The 16956-nt window shown below is 41.2% G+C and carries 16 protein-coding genes and 3 pseudogenes; 7 read left to right on the top strand and 12 right to left on the bottom strand.

The annotated features are described in order from the left end of the window. Positions 1–219 precede the first annotated feature (219 nt). A complete protein-coding gene (locus Q0541_RS25525; protein WP_298917421.1) occupies positions 220–1068 on the bottom strand; it encodes a hypothetical protein in 849 nt (282 codons plus the stop codon). A 179-nt stretch (positions 1069–1247) separates the two neighbouring features. After that, positions 1248–1364, bottom strand: a pseudogene (locus tag Q0541_RS25520) (IS630 family transposase); the annotation flags it as partial. Between the two features lie 525 nt (positions 1365–1889). Between Q0541_RS25520 and Q0541_RS25515 the strand changes: the two are divergent. Then, positions 1890–2243, top strand: a pseudogene (locus Q0541_RS25515) (helix-turn-helix domain-containing protein); the annotation flags it as partial. Between the two features lie 46 nt (positions 2244–2289). After that, the gene (locus Q0541_RS25510; protein ID WP_298917418.1) at positions 2290–2460 is read left to right on the top strand and encodes a hypothetical protein; all 171 of its coding nucleotides are present in this window, start codon (positions 2290–2292) and stop codon (positions 2458–2460) included. A 1106-nt stretch (positions 2461–3566) separates the two neighbouring features. Here Q0541_RS25510 and Q0541_RS25505 read toward each other — a convergent pair. The 3 genes from Q0541_RS25505 to Q0541_RS25495 form a co-directional block, all read right to left on the bottom strand. Then, positions 3567–3839: an HAD hydrolase-like protein gene (locus Q0541_RS25505; protein ID WP_298917415.1), complete on the bottom strand. Its 273-nt coding sequence runs from the start codon at positions 3837–3839 to the stop codon at positions 3567–3569. Between the two features lie 189 nt (positions 3840–4028). Next, a complete protein-coding gene (locus Q0541_RS25500) occupies positions 4029–4592 on the bottom strand; it encodes a hypothetical protein (RefSeq protein WP_298917413.1) in 564 nt (187 codons plus the stop codon). 54 nt (positions 4593–4646) lie between these two features. Then, positions 4647–5633 carry a glycosyltransferase family 39 protein gene (locus tag Q0541_RS25495; RefSeq protein WP_298917410.1) on the bottom strand — a complete coding sequence of 329 codons (987 nt, stop codon included), beginning with the start codon at positions 5631–5633 and terminating at the stop codon, positions 4647–4649. A gap of 354 nt (positions 5634–5987) precedes the next feature. Between Q0541_RS25495 and Q0541_RS25490 the strand changes: the two are divergent. Then, positions 5988–6198 (top strand): annotated as a pseudogene (locus Q0541_RS25490) (IS701 family transposase); the annotation flags it as partial. 99 nt (positions 6199–6297) lie between these two features. Here Q0541_RS25490 and Q0541_RS25485 read toward each other — a convergent pair. The 3 genes from Q0541_RS25485 to Q0541_RS25475 form a co-directional block, all read right to left on the bottom strand. Then, a complete protein-coding gene (locus Q0541_RS25485) occupies positions 6298–7047 on the bottom strand; it encodes an SDR family NAD(P)-dependent oxidoreductase (RefSeq protein ID WP_298917406.1) in 750 nt (249 codons plus the stop codon). Between the two features lie 243 nt (positions 7048–7290). Beyond that, complete coding sequence (locus tag Q0541_RS25480; RefSeq protein ID WP_298917491.1) at positions 7291–8715, bottom strand: DHA2 family efflux MFS transporter permease subunit; 1425 nt, start codon at positions 8713–8715, stop codon at positions 7291–7293. A 376-nt stretch (positions 8716–9091) separates the two neighbouring features. Then, the gene (locus tag Q0541_RS25475; protein WP_298917403.1) at positions 9092–10096 is read right to left on the bottom strand and encodes an LLM class flavin-dependent oxidoreductase; all 1005 of its coding nucleotides are present in this window, start codon (positions 10094–10096) and stop codon (positions 9092–9094) included. An 88-nt stretch (positions 10097–10184) separates the two neighbouring features. Between Q0541_RS25475 and Q0541_RS25470 the strand changes: the two genes are divergently transcribed. Next, positions 10185–10442, top strand: a complete 258-nt coding sequence (locus Q0541_RS25470) for a hypothetical protein (protein WP_298917400.1) — start codon at positions 10185–10187, stop codon at positions 10440–10442. A gap of 273 nt (positions 10443–10715) precedes the next feature. Here the strand turns inward: Q0541_RS25470 and Q0541_RS25465 are convergent, their stop codons facing one another. Next, a complete protein-coding gene (locus tag Q0541_RS25465) occupies positions 10716–11141 on the bottom strand; it encodes a nuclear transport factor 2 family protein (protein WP_298917397.1) in 426 nt (141 codons plus the stop codon). 456 nt (positions 11142–11597) lie between these two features. Between Q0541_RS25465 and Q0541_RS25460 the strand changes: the two genes are divergently transcribed. Both Q0541_RS25460 and Q0541_RS25455 read left to right on the top strand, forming a co-directional pair. Continuing rightward, positions 11598–12617 (top strand): Npun_R2821/Npun_R2822 family protein, encoded by a 1020-nt coding sequence (locus Q0541_RS25460; protein ID WP_298917394.1) that lies wholly within the window; start codon positions 11598–11600, stop codon positions 12615–12617. 83 nt (positions 12618–12700) lie between these two features. After that, positions 12701–13648, top strand: coding sequence for a glycosyltransferase family 2 protein (locus Q0541_RS25455; protein ID WP_298917391.1), 948 nt, complete (start codon positions 12701–12703; stop codon positions 13646–13648). Positions 13649–13943: 295 nt separating this feature from the next. Here the strand turns inward: Q0541_RS25455 and Q0541_RS25450 are convergent, their stop codons facing one another. Both Q0541_RS25450 and Q0541_RS25445 read right to left on the bottom strand, forming a co-directional pair. Further along, positions 13944–14660 (bottom strand): chromosome partitioning protein ParB, encoded by a 717-nt coding sequence (locus Q0541_RS25450; RefSeq protein WP_298917388.1) that lies wholly within the window; start codon positions 14658–14660, stop codon positions 13944–13946. Further along, a complete protein-coding gene (locus tag Q0541_RS25445; RefSeq protein WP_298917385.1) occupies positions 14657–16042 on the bottom strand; it encodes an AAA family ATPase in 1386 nt (461 codons plus the stop codon). The genes Q0541_RS25450 and Q0541_RS25445 overlap by 4 nt, the downstream gene beginning before the upstream one ends. A 264-nt stretch (positions 16043–16306) precedes the next feature. Between Q0541_RS25445 and Q0541_RS25440 the strand changes: the two genes are divergently transcribed. Continuing rightward, a complete protein-coding gene (locus tag Q0541_RS25440; RefSeq protein WP_273764473.1) occupies positions 16307–16678 on the top strand; it encodes a zinc ribbon domain-containing protein in 372 nt (123 codons plus the stop codon). Here the strand turns inward: Q0541_RS25440 and Q0541_RS25435 are convergent. Continuing rightward, positions 16662–16956: hypothetical protein (locus Q0541_RS25435; RefSeq protein ID WP_298917377.1), on the bottom strand; the 295-nt coding region annotated here is incomplete at its 5' end. The genes Q0541_RS25440 and Q0541_RS25435 overlap by 17 nt on opposite strands.

The raw sequence follows: 16956 nt of genomic DNA, 5'->3' as shown, positions 1-16956 counted from the left end.
CTCACAAGATATATTCTGACAACGGCGGATTTTTAAGAGCAGTTCTACCACTTCTTTAAAAGTTCTCACACGTCGCAGATTGTTGTACTCATTCCACATCGGTTTGCCGCAACTGGGACAATTCTTTTGCACGCATTCTAGTACTGAGTGAAGATGTCGCTTTTGGTTGAGGGCTTTTTCTTGCCATTCATACACCACATGTTCTATGCGTTTCCTAGTTTACCTGAATATCTGACCTTCTTTAGCAAACTTTGCGGTTCTAGTTTTTTTGAGGCTATACACTTTTGAGTAATTTGACCAATACCTTCGCCAAAACAAGAGTAAATACAGGCAAAAGCAAAATGCTCTCAAAGATAAGCACAGCCTGTCTTCTAATTTTTGCGATAGGTCGCTTGTACTAAGTTTTTTTACCATTGCTAGCTGGACGGGCAATTGACTGATTGCTTTTGCATAACCCGCACTGAGATAGGAGTGATAGTGTTGTTGATTCATCAGATACGTCTTAAAAAAAGCGACATTGAGTGCTTTAATATACTGATGTATAAGTGCAGGATTAGTCCCAACAAGGAATGGAAGAACCGGAACCGCCTCATTTGGAGAGGAAGCGAGCGCAGAAAAATGAGTTGCACCCGTCATCATGACTAGATATTTTTTAGGTGTTGTAAGCCAAGTAAAAGGTTGAATTTGTTCGGGTAAAGCGGGCGCGAGCATATCTGCACTGCTCGCAACAATCATCGTTGGCACTCTAATCTGACTCAGCCCAGCTCGCCCAAAGATTGCACTATTAAAAGAGTTGATTGCGATCGCGGCTTTAATTCGAGGATCGGACAAATGGGAGGGCAGTTGAGGGAGTTGTGCTGCCTCGCATTTCAGCAACAGCGACGGATTCAGCGAATCTTGAAACGTTTGACACCGTGCTTTGAGATTTTGCATTTGAAGCGTTGCACCTGCAAGGATTAGAGCCGTGTTTCCTCCAAATGACTGCCCAACAATCCCTACGTTTTGCAAGTCTAATCGCCCCTGAAGGTTAGGATCGATGTGAGATAACTGCTCCAACTTGTTCAGCAACTTGCTCACATCTATTGGGCGATCAACAAATTCTTGTGGCGGAATGATATCTTTCGCTTTTCCTGCTAGGAATATTGCTAGCTGATTTGAATCACTCCCAGAATGTTCTGGAACGACAACAGCGAATCTATAAGAAGCGAGATGTTCCGCTAGGTAAACAAAGCTGAAGCACCATGTGCGCTCAATCTAATTACCTCTGCTCTGTCTTTTACCTTCTGGGGTACATGTGGTGTTCTCAGGTTAAAAAGAGTCCTATCTTGCTCTATAGTCAGAAATACCCTTAAACGGCTGCCCATATCTCTGTTACCTTTATAAAAAAATTCTACGTATTTATTTATCTTTACATAGTTTGGTTTTTTCACCTCGTCGTACTTACATCTTTTATAGCAGTTTTATTATTTAAGTGGCATCATCATATCAATCAGTAAGATATAGACGAATTTTTTCAGCAAACAAGCTGCTTTTTTTTATTTTTTATTAGCAATTAATTCAGTTTTAGCTTCTTTAAAAACTTTATCTAAAGAATATTCTCTAATTAAATTAGCAATATCTTGTATATTATCAAATCCATTATTTTTTCTGTTAACTAAGGGTTATTAAGTAATTTTATAAGCCTATTTTCTAAAACCTCTAAAATTCGACACAGGACAATATCCAAAAAATTTTCTAGTTGAAAAATACGCCGTGCTTTACTCCATTCTATCCCCCAAAGTTTAGCAATATTATCTAAAGTTGCATTCTCTTGGTAATAAAGTCGCAATCCTTCTATAGCAATCCGGAATCATTTGTGAGAAAATACGTAGAAGGGTGCAGTAATGTGGATGCGATCGCTAGATGAGTTTATCGAAAATAGCCAAGATAAGCGTGAAGTTCAACGAGCGATAGCAGTTAAGATGTTGTTGTGTGGATACAAGCATGAGCAGATAATGTCGGTCTTGGGAGTGTCCAGTGGTTTTATAAGTAAGTGGAAAAAAGCATTTTTTCAAAATGGGGTAGAAGGTTTAAAACTCGCTCATCGAGGAAGTGTTGGGCTATTAAGCCCAGAGCAGCGCTTATTTATAATAGAGTGGCTGTTAACAAAAGATAGATGGACTTTGAAGGAGCTAGAGTACGAGATCAGCTACCAATACGGCGTTACTTTCTCCTCAAAGCAAAGCTATTATGATTTATTAGACTTGTCGGGAAATAAGAGAGAATAGACAGCAGTCGTAGGGAAGGATCATGCTGAATATTGAGGGTGCGCTGAAACAAGACAGACTGTTGCGGGCATTAACTGGGTTAAACCGGAAAGCATTTGATACCCTACTGCCCACTTTTAACACAATGTACCTTGATACTCAACAGACCAAGCAGCGTCAACAAGAAGGGAGTAGGGGTTCTAATAGGGAGTAGGGAGTAGGGAGTAGGGAGTAGGGAAGAAAGAAGAGGGAGCAACGCGAAAAAGTGAGATCGGGGTTTAGTTCTCAATTATACCTCTATATTCTCAACAAAACTTGGTTTTTTAGTTGCGATCGCATCCCGAAACAAGCTATATACGTCCCAGGTTGCAGCACCTCACAAAATCGCGTTGCTCCCCTTCTTTCTTCCCTACTCCCTACTCCCTACTCCCTACTCCCTATTAGAGCGATACAACGCTGCCAGTGTTATTTATCGTAATCGGATTGAAAACTTTGATGATCACTTGATGCTGACCGCAGCAGGATTATGGAACTTCTACTTGATGGCTGCTTAAGAAAATCTGGTGTCGCAAGATCACCATTGCCTCACTCATCTTTTATTTCCCGACAACTCTAATGTAAATTTTCAGTAATTTCACTATAACTTTAAGATAAATTAATTATCATATAATTCCCTTTTTCGTAGGATTAAGAGTAAGCCTAACTATAAACAGCAGTATCTTGATGATGCCAATCCACGATATAAGGAGTAAGCTTTGTGGCATTTGCGACAAATAAATTATTAAAGTTCTCAATCAAATATTTACCAGCAATTGCCACCAAACTAGCAATTACAACTCTAATAGCAGTTCTCCCATTACCAGTTAAAGCAGTACATTAGTAACTAGTCGTGCTACTTTTGGAAGCAATGACGGAATTGATTGGTTAAGTTTGGGTAAAGTCTTCAATCCCTTTGTTCCTGATCCTTCGGCTTTTTTGCCTAACTCCTTTTCAGCAGTATCCGAAGGCGGTTTAGCTCTAGGTGAACATCTCGCGACTCGTTTTCAGCACTTCTGAGTCAAATAGGGCTTTCGCCATCAACAAGGTGAGCATTATTGCAGTTCCTGAACCAAATTATCCCGTGGCTATATTAGCTTTCGGTGTTTCAGGTGCTATTTTGAGAGTCCGTCAACGCAGGTAAGAATTATTGCTTCAAAAAGCTAGGAATCAGAATATAGAACTCTTATTTAATTGCGTGAAAAGCAAAAGTGACTGAAAGCTTTCCACAGAAAAGTTTCTTTCTTAGTATACTTAGCAAAATTCAAGTAGGAGCTAACTTTCTCAGTCGAATAATTGCTGTAAGCTGTGGAAATTAACATCTGAGTAAGCATTCACAATTAAATCTGCCCTTGATAAATTCTGCTTATTATGAGATAAATTAAATTCTCGGCTGAGATATGTCCAGAATGTCTGACCATCAGAACCCCTAAATTTGTCTAGGATGTTTTCTGTTAACTCGAAGCCAATTTCACTACAAAGCTTTATTAGAAAAATATCACTTAGCGGTTCGCTATCCAGCAAAGTACCATCGATATCAAATAATACAGCGTCCATAATTTTGAAAATTCATCACTTATTTGGAATTAGGTTAAAGATTTTACCCTCCAATACAGTTCAGTTAAAGCCAAAAACCAAAACCAGGGGACGATTTATGTTTGCAGTTCGCTACATCTACCTTCAGAATATTCTTCTTGTTCTCTTATTATGTTTGCAGTTCCTTACACATAGCTACCGGGATTGGGTTTATGGCTGATCAATTGTGATCAGGTTCGTAGTGGGTTGCTTAAAGTAGTATTTAAAGGCTGGCCAGCTTTCTGACAAGGGTCGCTTGATGCCTTTGCAGAGATAAATCGGTAATGTGCTTCTGAGTCCAACAATTTTCTCATGAGTCACGATCACGACGGTTTCAACGCTGTTAAAGGTTTGACGGAGGAAGGTGAGATTGCCACCAAGACTCAGGACGACGTTGCCAGAATAGTCCCGTGGTCCCCAAAAGTAGTAGCCTGTATGGCCACTGATGGCTTTTGGCAAGTGGTAGGCTGGCCCGAAAAAGTCGATTGCGCCTGCGTTGTCGTAGCTCCAAGCCAATATGGCGCATTCAGTCCGATCTCGTGGTAAAAGTTTCTGATAAGCCTGGGCTACTTGGGCAACTGTGTCTTCCCAACCCAGCATTAACCGAAAATGCCAAGGGGCTTGGGCAGAGTTATCCTGAGCAAATTTAGAGAGGGTGGGAGGTCGGTAGATGGTATTGGAGTAGCGAATCAAGGGTTTGATCGGGAGGATGGGCAGTGCGATTGGTAACAGCACCAGTCCACTGGCAATCAGGGCAATTAGGGTGGTGTATTTCCAGGCTGGGTAGTGCTACAATCTTCGTTCTAGGAAGACGGCTCCGGCAGCGAGGAACATGGGATAGATCGGCAGTAAATAGTAGAATCGACCTTCAAATAAGAGGAACCAGCCCAGAATGATGATATAGGACCAGCCCAGGGCGCGATAGGGTTTTCCAAAACGGGTGAACAGGTAGTAGTAGAGGCCGCATCCCCAAAGGAGAACTGCACCGGGGTTGGTCAGGATGATTTGTTGTAGAATTAAGTCGATCGCGGATTGGAGCAGTCCTTTTTTCTCGTAGAGACTGGATTCACGCTGGTGTTCGAGGAAGGGCCAGTGGTGGTTGATTTGCCACAGTATAGTGGGGGTGCAAATGCTGATCGCCAGGATGCTACCGATAATGATCCAGCGATTGAACAAGAGTCTGCGGGCAGGCGTGATCAAGATCCCAAGCACTAGGCTGAGGATGAAGAAAAATATGGAGAATTTGTTCATCAACCCAATGCCAGCCACCACGCCTGCGATAGACCAAAGAGAGATGCGTTCGGTTTTGAGGATGTGGATGGTGAGATAGCCGCATAATGCCCAAAGCAATGGCTCAAAGGCATTCATTGTCAGGATGGTCTGGAGAAACAGGTATCCCGGTGCCAGGATAACGGCGATCGCGGCGATGACTTGGGCGAAGCGGCCTCCACCCAGATCACGGGCGATCAGTCCAGTGAGGATAACAGTGCAAGCTCCGGCGATGGCAGGAAAGAGACGAATGGCAAAGAGGGAGTCTCCCAGCATCCACCGACTGAGATTGGCGATCGCGGGGGTGAGGGGAGGGCCTTGGGCAAAGCCCCAGTCGAGGTGTTCGCCAGCAGCCATGTAGTAGAGTTCGTCTCCAAAGTAGCCGTATTGCTGATTGGTGCAGAAATGGAGCAAGAGTTTGAACAGACCAAAGTAGCAAAGGATGGCGATGTCGTTGCTAAACCATTGATGCTTTGCCGATTGGGGTGTTGAGGGGGCTGAAACCATATTCGTAAAACTCTAGATGGGTTAAGGATAGCGAAGCTACAACAAAGTGCGACGCGACAGCTAGAATCTTTGTAGGTAGTGTAATGGTTTTAGATACAACAAACAAGCATTTAACTAAAGAGTGCAAGGACTTTTTGCTGGGTGTGCGATAAAAAGTCTGCTTCGACATTTTATCTTAGTCAGGACTTACGCAAAATCATGATAAAACGAACCGCATACTCCGCAGGAGTTGCAAGCTACGCGCAGCGTCTCGTAGAGAAGGACGCATACTCCGCAGGAGTTGCAAGCTACGCGCAGCGTCTTGTAGAGAAGGATACAAAGGAATAAGAGTTTCAGAGAGTTCTTGCGTAAGTCCTCTTAGTTTTCTGTGCCTATACTTTTATTCTTTGGCATCAGATGACTGGGGGCTTGAGACGAAGATGGACCTCGAAACCTTTGAACACTTTTACAGAAGCAATAGATGCCTTTAGAACGGCTATGACAAGATCGATTTTTTGATTGGTTGACTGATAATCGTAACGTATTTGCTGCTTATAAAGCTAGTTTGGGCTTAATTTTTGTTTAAGTCCCGTTAACCCAAGCGTATTGTTTTACCCTCTAGCTATGTTTTTCGTTACACTACCTATCTAAAAAAGGGCACGCCCGTTAAGCCTGCCCTTTAGCTTTAATGTTCTTGTTCCGTTGGTCGGATGAGGATTTCGTTGACATTAACGCGCGATGGCTGGGTGACGGCGTAAACGATCGCAGCTGCAATGTCTTCGCTTTGCAGAGGTGTAATTGCCTTGCGTCGTTCTTCGATGCGTTGTTTGGCAATGGGATCGGTAATTTGGTTGTCAATTTCCGTATCCACCAAACCTGGTTCGATAATGGTGACGCGGATATTGTCCTTGTGGACTTCTTGGCGCAATGCTTCAGAGAGGGCATTCACACCCCATTTGGTAGCATTATAAACACCGACGCCCGCCCGCGCTGTCCGGCCAGCCACTGAGGAAATATTGACTATATGCCCGGATTTTTGCGCCTTCAACAGAGGCAAAACAGCATGAGTAGCATATAGCAGTCCTAGTACATTGAGGTCGAACGATCGCCGCCAGTCTGAGCTATTTCCAGCTTCAATGGTGCCGAGTAATGCAATCCCTGCATTGTTGACGAGGATATCGACCCTTCCCAATTCTGCATTTGCCTTTGCCACCAAGTTATTTACCTGGGTTTCATCAGTCACATCGGTGACAATGGGTAATGCCTTGCCACCACTAGCTTCGATGCGTTCTGCTAATGCCTGAATGCGATCGCCACGCCTAGCAGCGAGTACTACTGTTGCTCCAACTGAAGCTAAGGCGATCGCAGTTGCTTCTCCAATTCCCGCTGAAGCTCCAGTAATAATTGCTACTTTACCCTCTAATTTACCTGTCATTTATTTAACTCCTTAGTAATTGATAATTGAATCTTGGACATTGGAGATCGGGCAATTCAATTTTGGATAATGGAATTGATGATAGCGCAGCGTAAAGCCTGCGGCATGGCAACTCTTAGAGACGCTCTTGCGTTCGCTTAGAGCGAGTCCGCGTACTCCTACGAAGAAGCAAGCTAGCAAGAGCGTCTCCTAGAGAGCGTCTTTTGGATTAAACTTCAATTCTTTAATACCAAAATCTAAAATCTAAAATTCTTGCTCCCCTGTTCCCCCTGCCCCCTGCCTCTTACTGCTCCTCAAAACGGATGCAACTGCTGCTCCACAAAGTATTAGGGCTGCGAAGCGAAAAGTTCCTTGGAAACCCGCAACGATCGCCTCAGGAGGGGCAACAGAGACATCTGCACCCGCAGACATGCCAGCGATTAGCGCTCCAAATACTGCCCCGATTAGAGAAACTCCTACTGTGTTCCCTAAGGTACGTGACAAAGACAGCAGCCCAGAAGCAATCCCTAGCCGCTCCCTCGGTACTGCTCCCATGACAGTGCTGTTGTTGGGTGATTGGAATAAACCCAATCCAATGCCGTAAATAAAATAGCGCGACACATAGCCTAACTCAGTAATTTGAGCATCAAAGGTGCTGATCCCCAGACAGCCACCAATCATCAACCCCAGCCCAATGGAGCTGATCACTCGACCGCCAAAGCGGTCTGAAAGTGTTCCCGCTAATGGGGCAATTAACCCACTAAGTACAGGCGACACGGCTAATAGAAGCCCCACTTTTACCGTCGGATAATGCTTGACGTCCTCTAGAAAGAAAGGGACGATCAGCAGTGAACCGCCAATAACAGTGAATGCTAGCCAGCCACTTAGCAAACCCATACTCAACTGAAGATTGCGAAACAGGTGTAGCTCTAGTAGTGGCTGCTCTACGATCGCTTCAACTACCAAAAAAGTCATAAAACTCACGGCGGCGATCGCTAATAATATCAATGCATTGCTACTGCTAAAGCCCTGGCTTTGCCCTAGCGTCATACCCAGCCCAAAACTACCCAGAGTCAATAAAGCCAATATGGCTCCAAAAAAGTCAAATTTCTGTTTGCCCTGAATGCGTACAGAAGGAGGCACTACCCTAGCTATTAAGAAACTAGCTATGATCCCCAGCGGTACATTGATGAAGAATATACTATGCCAGCCTGACAAGCTTAGAAGCAATCCGCCAGCAGAAGGGCCAAAAGCAATTCCCAGTGACACTACACTACCGATGATGCCAACAGCCCGACCTCGTTCGGAAGAGGGAAAAACTTCTGTGATGATTGCCAAACCAAGCCCAGAAATGAACACAGCCCCTAGTCCTTGAAGGGCCCGAAAGCCGATCAACCACTCAATACCAGGTGCAAAACCACATAATAGCGAACTGAAAGTGAACACAACAAGTCCCCCCTGATATAAGGACTTTTTGCCCCACATATCCCCCAGGCGCGTTGCCCCCAAAACTAAACTGGAACTGACCAACTGGTAACTCAATACAGCCCATTGGGTCGTTGGGAAACTGGTATCAAAGGCTTGCACCAATGTGGGCAAAGCAACATTGATGATGCCGAGATCTAGGGTAGACATAAATATCCCAAGTCCGACACCGAGTAAGACCCAATTTTTTTGAGAGCCTGACAAAGCCAGAGGTTGTGTTTGCAATTGTGCCAACGTTTAGCCTCCACCTTTGACTTTACGGTTGTGAATAGTTTGCATACGTATATTCATTGTAGGGTGCTATCCTGACTACCAAGTTCAGGAAACTAAAGATCAGCTGCCCAAGCTTTATGAAGTATCGAGTCAATCAATTTTGGATTTTGGATTTTGGATTTTGGATTTATTCCGCCCACTCTTTTGCTGGGCATGGAGAATTTTGGATTTTGGATTTATTCCGCCCACTATGAGTACGGGGCATGAACCAAATAATTCTTTGTTCTTTAATCTAAAATCTAAAATCTAAAATTGGCAGTCAATAGCCAGGATGCCTGCTATAGATTTATTTTGAATTTTGAATTGCTTAGGCTGCCTGTGGTTGTTTTGATAACTGCACCTTAGGGGCAACCTCTTGAGCAAATAGCTTCATTGTTTGCCTTACATGCTCATTCGCCAGTCCTGGCAGATGAATCTTGATCCCCAAGCGGTCTATCTGAGTGGCTGCAACATACTCGTTAAGTTGTGCGGCAACAGTTGCGGGGGAACCGACGATATAATTGATGCGCTTCAACATATCTGCTAAGTCTTTCGGCGGCCCTACGGGGATGCGTCCTTGACGTTGTGCTTCTATGTATGCTGGTAACTTTTCTCTGACGCTGAAGAATATTTCGGCAGATGAGGCAACTGTCTTTTGAGCTTCAGCATCAGTTTGGGCAACGTACACCAGCCTAAACCCTCGCAATGCTCCAGTACCACCTGCTTGTCGATAGATATCGCTATAGATGTTTTGAGCAGCTGCTCCTTCCCCTTGTCCGACTAGTAGATTAAGACCAAGTTTAGCAGCTAAGACTATGGTTTCGCGATCGCGTACCCCTAACCAGAACAATTTTCCTAACCCTTGGCGGGGTAGTGGTGTAATTTGGGAGCCTTGTCGCTGGGGTGAAAAGTAGTCTAGTACTTCCAGAAGTTGCTGACGGAAGATTTGATGTTTTTCCTCTTGGCTGAAGCCAGTATGTTCCATATCAGCAGGACTTCCGTGACCTAGCCCAAACATCACCCTACCATTAGTTAGTAAATCCAATAAAGATACAGATTCTGCAAAACGTAGTGGACTTTCTAAGGTGAGAATTTTAATTGCTGTGCCAAGTTTAATTCGGGTTGTTTCCCCGGCTAGGCTAGCGATGAACAGTTCCGGAACTGGTAATCGACCATAAAAGGGCCGCTCTCTGATAAAATGATGTTCTCCAAAAGAGCAGGATTCAAAACCCAGTGTTTCAGCCAATTGCACATCGGCGATCGTCTGAGCAAAAAATTCCCGGTCTTCAATATTAGAAGTAGCCCACATTTGGTGGAACAGTCCAATCTGCATATGATTACCCTCTGCAAATACTTGGGTTTACCGTACTTTTGTGCTTAATACTAGATGTGCAATACAGTTTTACAAGAGACAACGCCTGTTGAGCATTTATAGTGCTAAATTAGCCGCTTCCATCCCAGACTATTTATGTATTTCATCCCTAGCGTTGGCGATTTTGTTCACAGCGATCGCAGCAGGCGTTTCGTTGATCACAAATCCTCTGGATGAATTGAAAAATTTAGGTTTATCCCAGGCATCGACTTCTCAATCGCTGGGAATCTCTTTCCTGCTTGTCATATGTTTAGTAGAGTACCTAGATACTCATAACTCCAGACTCCTTCGGGTAGATAAACGATAATATTCAATAAAATACGGTAACTTGATAGAGTTACTGTATTTTGTACTTGTTAGCAAACTATCATAGACAACTCTAAGAAGCAAGCTCTAGAGTCGTTTTTAGCCTTCAATTCATGAGGCAGTGCGTTGGGGTGCCAACACTGAATGCGAGTGCGTCTCCCTTAGGAGAAGACAGATTTCTCTTATCTGGTGACTGGCTGCCAACTTGAAGCGACTGCCGTCTCGCCGCCAAATCAAAGATTATGGGATAGCCTTCTCTGGGAACCAGGTAAAGTTATTGCCCAGACGTTCCTGGCTCAATCCGCGCTCCAAGCTGAAGAACTCGTCCGAGATCATCAGCGTTTCGCCAGGTTTCAATTATCTTGCCATCAACAATCCAATGAATGAACATAGCCGTGAACGTTTGCTCTCGACCATGACTAGGTATTCCAAAGAAACTTTCCTGAGCGCAGGTGTTGGTTGCACGCACCACAACTTTATCACCTTCAGCAATTACGTCTTCAATTGTCCATTTCTGCTCGATAGCCCCAAATGAACCAAAGAGTTTACGTACCCCATCTGGTCCTGGGGGAAGCCCAGGTAAACCACCGTGCATCTTCCAAGTTGGGGCGGTCATCTCGCAGATATCTTCAATTCGATGCTCACTAATGAGTTCGATCCATCGGCGAGCAATTATTTTTTTGTCTTCAATATCAGACATTCCTGCTCCTTTTATATTTAAATTAAAAATATTGTTTATTTATCAGTGAATAACTGGGGCTGATGCAAGTTCAGAAATAAATTTTTGCTCTGTGCATTATTGCTAATTTGTTGAGAGACAACCACCACTGCTTTAGGCAACCCCATATATTATCGCATTCTAGACAGCATCTAAGACATTCTCATTACTGGGACACTACCATGTACTTTAATCAAATGCCCAAGCGCACAGGGCATTTTTGACAGAAGCGATACCACAACACGGGTTTTGCCAATGCAGACAAACAACGGGTAATGTTTAGTATCATCCAAACTAACTAAAATCACTTCTTCCTTGACCTCAGCATAAAATCTAAAGATGTGTATATTATTAATTATTTGGGAATAATAACTTAGAAAGTAACGATAATATTATTTGCGTTACTCAGTAACTTTAAAATAAAAAGGATTTCTCAAAATGGATAATTTCGGTATTTACACCCTTGCTAATGACGTGGTATTTGACCAATTAGTAGCTTTGCTAAACAGTATTGAGGCAAATGTTAGCGCAGATATTCCGATTTGTATTATTCCCTATGATGAGCGACTAGATTTAGTTAGACAAGAAGTTAATTCTCGAAAGAATGTAATCCTGTTTGATAATTGGGACCTAATTCAACGCTGGGAAGAATTTCTTCACCAGGTTTGGGCGGCTCACCCCAGGGAAAAAGAGACAAAATTATCACGCTCTAGTTGGTACAAAAGTCATTTACAAAGAAGATTTGTTGCTTTTGAGGGTATTTTTGATAAATTTGTATTTTATGACGGTGATAGCTTGGCAATGAAGCCACTAAATAATGTAATTGACAAGCTAGAAACATTCGATTTTGTTTTTGATGATTGGGAACACGTTAAGGATAGACCTGTTGCAGCATTAAATATTTCAGTTATAGAACAAACTGGACTGTATACAGAAGCAGATATACGTTCTAATATGCATTGTTCTAGCTTTTTTGGATCTAAACGAGGGTTATTTACTGTTAAAGAAATTGAAATAATCAAAGAGCGATTAATTACCGATAGGGAAGTTGAATGGATTAATGGATATGGATGGTGGGATGATTCTTTTTTGTTTAGTTATATGACTTTGCGCTGCGATCGCCCACTTTTTAACTTTACACTTAGCCCCAATACCGAAGATAGAACAGGCAACTGTGCCAATGCAGATCCCTTCGTCAATATTAATAATGTTCTTTACAATCAAGATGGCTTAAAACCAATTCACCGCATCCATTATATGAGCTATTCTTCTGGTGATTTTGCTTATTTATGTCAAGGACAAGATATTAATATCTCTTATGCAAAGGAGTTTTTACACTATCGCTTTCTCAAACAGCCAGAACAAAGACCAAAACAGCTAAGACCACTTAGTATAATTGCAAAAAGTAATAAACTTTTCAACAAAACTATCAATAAAATTCAAAGAACTCTCCGCTAAATATAGCTTTATTAGCGATATATTAAATTAGCAATTGTTATAAACTTTATATTTTTTAGATTTTTCAATTATTAGTATATAATATGCCTAAAATTACTGTTTGTATTCCTACTTTTAATCGTATTCATCTCCTCCCTTATGCCATTGACAGTGTACTCAATCAGTCTGAGCAAGACTTTGAGCTAATTGTTTGTGATGACGGTTCTAGCGATCGCACACCTGAGTTGATGTCACAGTACACAGACCACCGGATTAAATATATCCGTCATCTGCAAAATATTGGTAAAAGTAATAATATGCGCTCTGGCTTTGATGCTGCTAGTGGTGAATATTTTATTAAATTTGATGATGATGATCGGCTAACACCTGATTTTCTTGGAAGTACCGCAGCGATTCTCACTCAAGACTCTAGCATTGATTTTGTTGGTACAGACCATTGGATAATTGATATTAACAATATTCGGGATGAGGTAAAAACTCAAGAAAATTCTCAGCGCTGGGGTAGGAAGAATTTACCAGCGGGTGTTGTAGATAATTTGTTGGAAGTTGTATTTATTCACCAAAGCTTTCAAATTGGGGCAACATTATTTCGCCGTAAAACTTTGCAAGAATTAGGATATATGCAGCCAAATCTGCAAAATTGTGAGGATAATGATTTATTTGTGCGTCTGGCTTTGGCTGGGAGAAATGGCTATTACTTACCAGAATTATTGATGGAATATCGCTCTCATGCAGAGCAGCAAGGTATCAATCGAGCCATTCCTTATTTATTTGATAAAATGCGGTACTTAGAAAATTATAAGTTTGAGTCTGAAAAAATAGAGACAATCAGGAAAAATCGTCTAACTGAAACGCAATTATTATTAGGTTTGCGTTTAATTGAAAAAGGTGAAACGCAAAAAGGCAGAGAGCTAGTTTTGGCGGGACAATCTTTTTCAACTCCTAAAGCTTGGACTGGTTTAGGATTATCGTTGTTACCACTTGGGTTGCGAGGTAAGGCGTTTAATGCACTGCGACAGGTGCGGGGTTAGAAAATAGTTATTGAAATATTTCACGTAGAGGTGCAGAGAAAATTACGCAGGGTTTTTACACTGTGAATAACTTATCCCAATACGTTTGAGTTAACCCTAAAAACTTTAAACTACGTGGGTTGAGGAACGAAACCCAACATTAAGCGTTAATTGTTTGGTTTCACTTAGTTCAACCCAACCTACGATTAGCTCAGATGTACTTAAATTTTAAATAAATAAGATCCGTGACTCACGCAGAGGCACAGAGAAAGCTATGCAGAGTTTTTTCATCGTGAAGAACTTATTTTAATAACTACTAACTTCTTGACCACTCATCAATAATAGTCAAAATTGTTTGCACACCTAATCTTTGGACAGATTTCATTACATCACGATAATCTTCAAACTCTTGCTTTGGTTTCTTTCGTCGAGCATCAAATATGCCTTTTGCAAGTTTTTCTGCACCAGGAATTCTAGCGCGTTGTAACTTTATAGATAACTCATCTTTATCCAAAGAGTTCAATAAACTGAGTGGATTACTCTGTTCACTCTTTTGGGGAATAAGCTTTTCAAGCTGCTTGAACTGATTCTCTATTCTCTGTCTTTCTTGTATGAATTCTGACTTTAACTCATTAAATTGTTTCTCAAAACGTAATTCTAGATTTACCAGACGTGGTTCTAACTTTGTTGTTTCAGGCTGTGGTGTTACTATTTTACTAGAAGAATCAATTCCTTTGAGAGATGCAACTTGCTTTACTACTAAATCCTCTAATTTTGGGGCAATGACAAAAGCATTAACCATTTCAGCTTGCCGAGGATTTTTTTCTCGTGCCCTGACAGCAGCATAATATTCAAAATGTCCATCAACTACTGTATAGTTCTCCACTCCTGTCACTTTTACAACTAATGGTCTGATAATTCCTCCGGTTTGTATAATTATGTCTGCAAGGTTTTCCAAATCAGCCTCTGAAAAATTTGAGCGAGGTTCATTAGAAGTAATACTTTTTACATCTACTAAAGAGAAATTCATCATTTATTTAACCCTATTCCTATTAACACTTCATCTGCTAAAATCTCGAATTCCATAGCAGATTTTTGAGCATCTGATTTTACTTCTTCTGCATATTTAACAACAGATTTTGGATCAGGATATTCTAAATCTCCAACTGTTATAGTCTGATTCATGCATTCGGATAGCACGGTTCTATCATAAATTACTGCTTCCATCAAAGGCAGATTGTAACGTTCTGAAATCACGCTCCTTTGTTTAGGAAAAGTATATTGTAAAAATTTAGAATTAGTAGAGATTTTGGAAGCCAGGATACCCATTAATATAATGTGTGGTTTTCCGATCATTTCTCTAAATTCATTAACTTCTATAATAAAGTTTTTGACACTTAACAATCCTTGGTTTGCAAATGGTTTTAAATCTGAAGGAATTATTAGGTAATCAGCAGCGACAAGTGCAACTTTCGCATATAAATCTCTGGATGGAGGTGTATCAATAATAACAATATCATATTCTTGCTCTACTTTTTTTAATTTTGTAACTAACCTAGTTTTACTAGCATCAATTTGATTAAGTTTATACTGTCCTTCTATTAAATTAATATGAGCAGGAATAACATCTAATTCAGGATTGTTAAAATAATGTGATTTTCGGGTAACATCGGGTATTAAGTAAAAATCACCTGATTCTAATAAATGATAGATATTAGAATCTCGTAAATCATCATCTTCATCAAATTGAAATTTGATTAATCCTGTAGCAAAAGTAGTATTTGCCTGCGAATCTATATCAATCAAAAGTACCCTTTTACCTTTTTTACTCAATGCTGCTGCAAGATTGACTGCAACAGTAGTCTTACCGACGCCGCCTTTATTATGGTAAACCGCAATCGTTTTCATTGAATGTTGCCTCTTTGTTTCAAAATTTGAATTATTTTCAGTTATTTGAACTTCTGGTTTATCTACTAACTGTCTTTCTTTCAAGCTATCTCTACCAATTAAACCTTTAATATTCTCTAACTTAGTTTCAACTTCTTTCCCAGAGCATTGAAATATTAACTGAATATTAGTCTGCAATTTTTGATAAATTCTAATCTCTTTGCCATTAGTCAGCAATCCATACATTACATTCAAACTGGTTAAATAATGCCTGAGTCGGAGGACGTGATTATTTAAGTTTTGTTTGGGATGCTTTGCTTCCATGACAACACTCAGCGGTGAGTTTGCATCTAAAACAAAGGGAATCACTTGTGCGGCAAATGCTAAGAAGTCTAAGCGGATGCTACCAAGGACAACTTCTTGATGCCAGGTGTCAGGAGTATAACCTAGCTGCGGTAGCAAATATTGCACTATGAGTTTGCTTTCAACTTCGCTTTCGTTACGGCACAGCTCAGGATTAAAAGGCAATATTTTTCTACCTCTAAATAATTATTGGACGTGGGACAAAAGCTCATATTTGCTCGATTATGGCATAGCCTTAATTATTTGGAGTGATAGAAATCACTTAGAAAAATATAAAAAATCATCATAAAATTAGTACTTTTACTGTTAAAATAACCACTTCTGAGAGTTAGCCATATTCAAAATTAACAGGCTACGTATGTATTTCCCCATTACCCTTATAAATGGCTAGAATCAAAGTGTTTACTCAACCTATTTGCACTAAAGGTTTTGGCTACTGTATCTTGTCCCCACTGCCATCAACTTGTTGATAATCAAGCTATTAGTTGTCCCTATTGCCGGACAACACTCAAAGCTTACGGTCATCCCGGTATTCCATTGCACCGCGCCACTGGGGACGGGTATCTGTGCGACACCTGCACCTATGACGCTGATGATACTTGCAATTTTCCCCAACGTCCCTATGCTAAAGAGTGTACCCTTTACCAAAATATTGAAGAGACAAAGTTAGATTTGCAACAGCAGCGTTCCACTAACAGTTTTGCAGTAACTGTGAAAAGTTGGGTAAAACGCAATCAGGCTTTGCTGTTGCTATTAGGTTTATTATTGGTCTGTTTGTTGTTCGTTATATTAAGGTCTTGATTGGTGTTTCGTGGGGAATAGGGAATATAATGCTTCTGGGTTGAGTCTCATACAGACCTAACCCCCAGCCCCTTCCCTGCAAGGGAAGGGGAGTAAGATTCCATTCCTCTCTCCTTTTAGAAGCTAGGGTGTACACACAAGTATGACCGGCATAGGTTTCAACTCTTCTAGTAGTTTCGTAGGGTGCATTATGGACACGCCAAAATAACAAATGCGATTGCCAAAATAACAAATGAGTTCGCCGAAATAACAAATGAGTTCGCCGAAATAACAAATGA

It is taken from the genome of uncultured Nostoc sp. (assembly GCF_937863485.1).
In the GTDB taxonomy this organism is placed as follows: domain Bacteria; phylum Cyanobacteriota; class Cyanobacteriia; order Cyanobacteriales; family Nostocaceae; genus Nostoc.
The sequence above is the reverse complement of the archived record's forward strand: the minus strand, read 5'-3'. Positions and strand labels throughout refer to the sequence as shown.

Excerpts from the sequence above, each read along its gene's own strand:
- Q0541_RS25460 (WP_298917394.1), top strand. The coding sequence starts at position 11,598 with ATGGATAATTTCGGTATTTACACCCTTGCTAATGACGTGGTATTTGAC.
- Q0541_RS25450 (WP_298917388.1), bottom strand. The coding sequence starts at position 14,660 with ATGATGAATTTCTCTTTAGTAGATGTAAAAAGTATTACTTCTAATGAA.
- Q0541_RS25510 (WP_298917418.1), top strand. The coding sequence starts at position 2,290 with ATGCTGAATATTGAGGGTGCGCTGAAACAAGACAGACTGTTGCGGGCA.
- Q0541_RS25455 (WP_298917391.1), top strand. The coding sequence starts at position 12,701 with ATGCCTAAAATTACTGTTTGTATTCCTACTTTTAATCGTATTCATCTC.
- Q0541_RS25475 (WP_298917403.1), bottom strand. The coding sequence starts at position 10,096 with ATGCAGATTGGACTGTTCCACCAAATGTGGGCTACTTCTAATATTGAA.
- Q0541_RS25505 (WP_298917415.1), bottom strand. The coding sequence starts at position 3,839 with ATGGACGCTGTATTATTTGATATCGATGGTACTTTGCTGGATAGCGAA.
- Q0541_RS25495 (WP_298917410.1), bottom strand. The coding sequence starts at position 5,633 with ATGGTTTCAGCCCCCTCAACACCCCAATCGGCAAAGCATCAATGGTTT.
- Q0541_RS25485 (WP_298917406.1), bottom strand. The coding sequence starts at position 7,047 with ATGACAGGTAAATTAGAGGGTAAAGTAGCAATTATTACTGGAGCTTCA.
- Q0541_RS25465 (WP_298917397.1), bottom strand. The coding sequence starts at position 11,141 with ATGTCTGATATTGAAGACAAAAAAATAATTGCTCGCCGATGGATCGAA.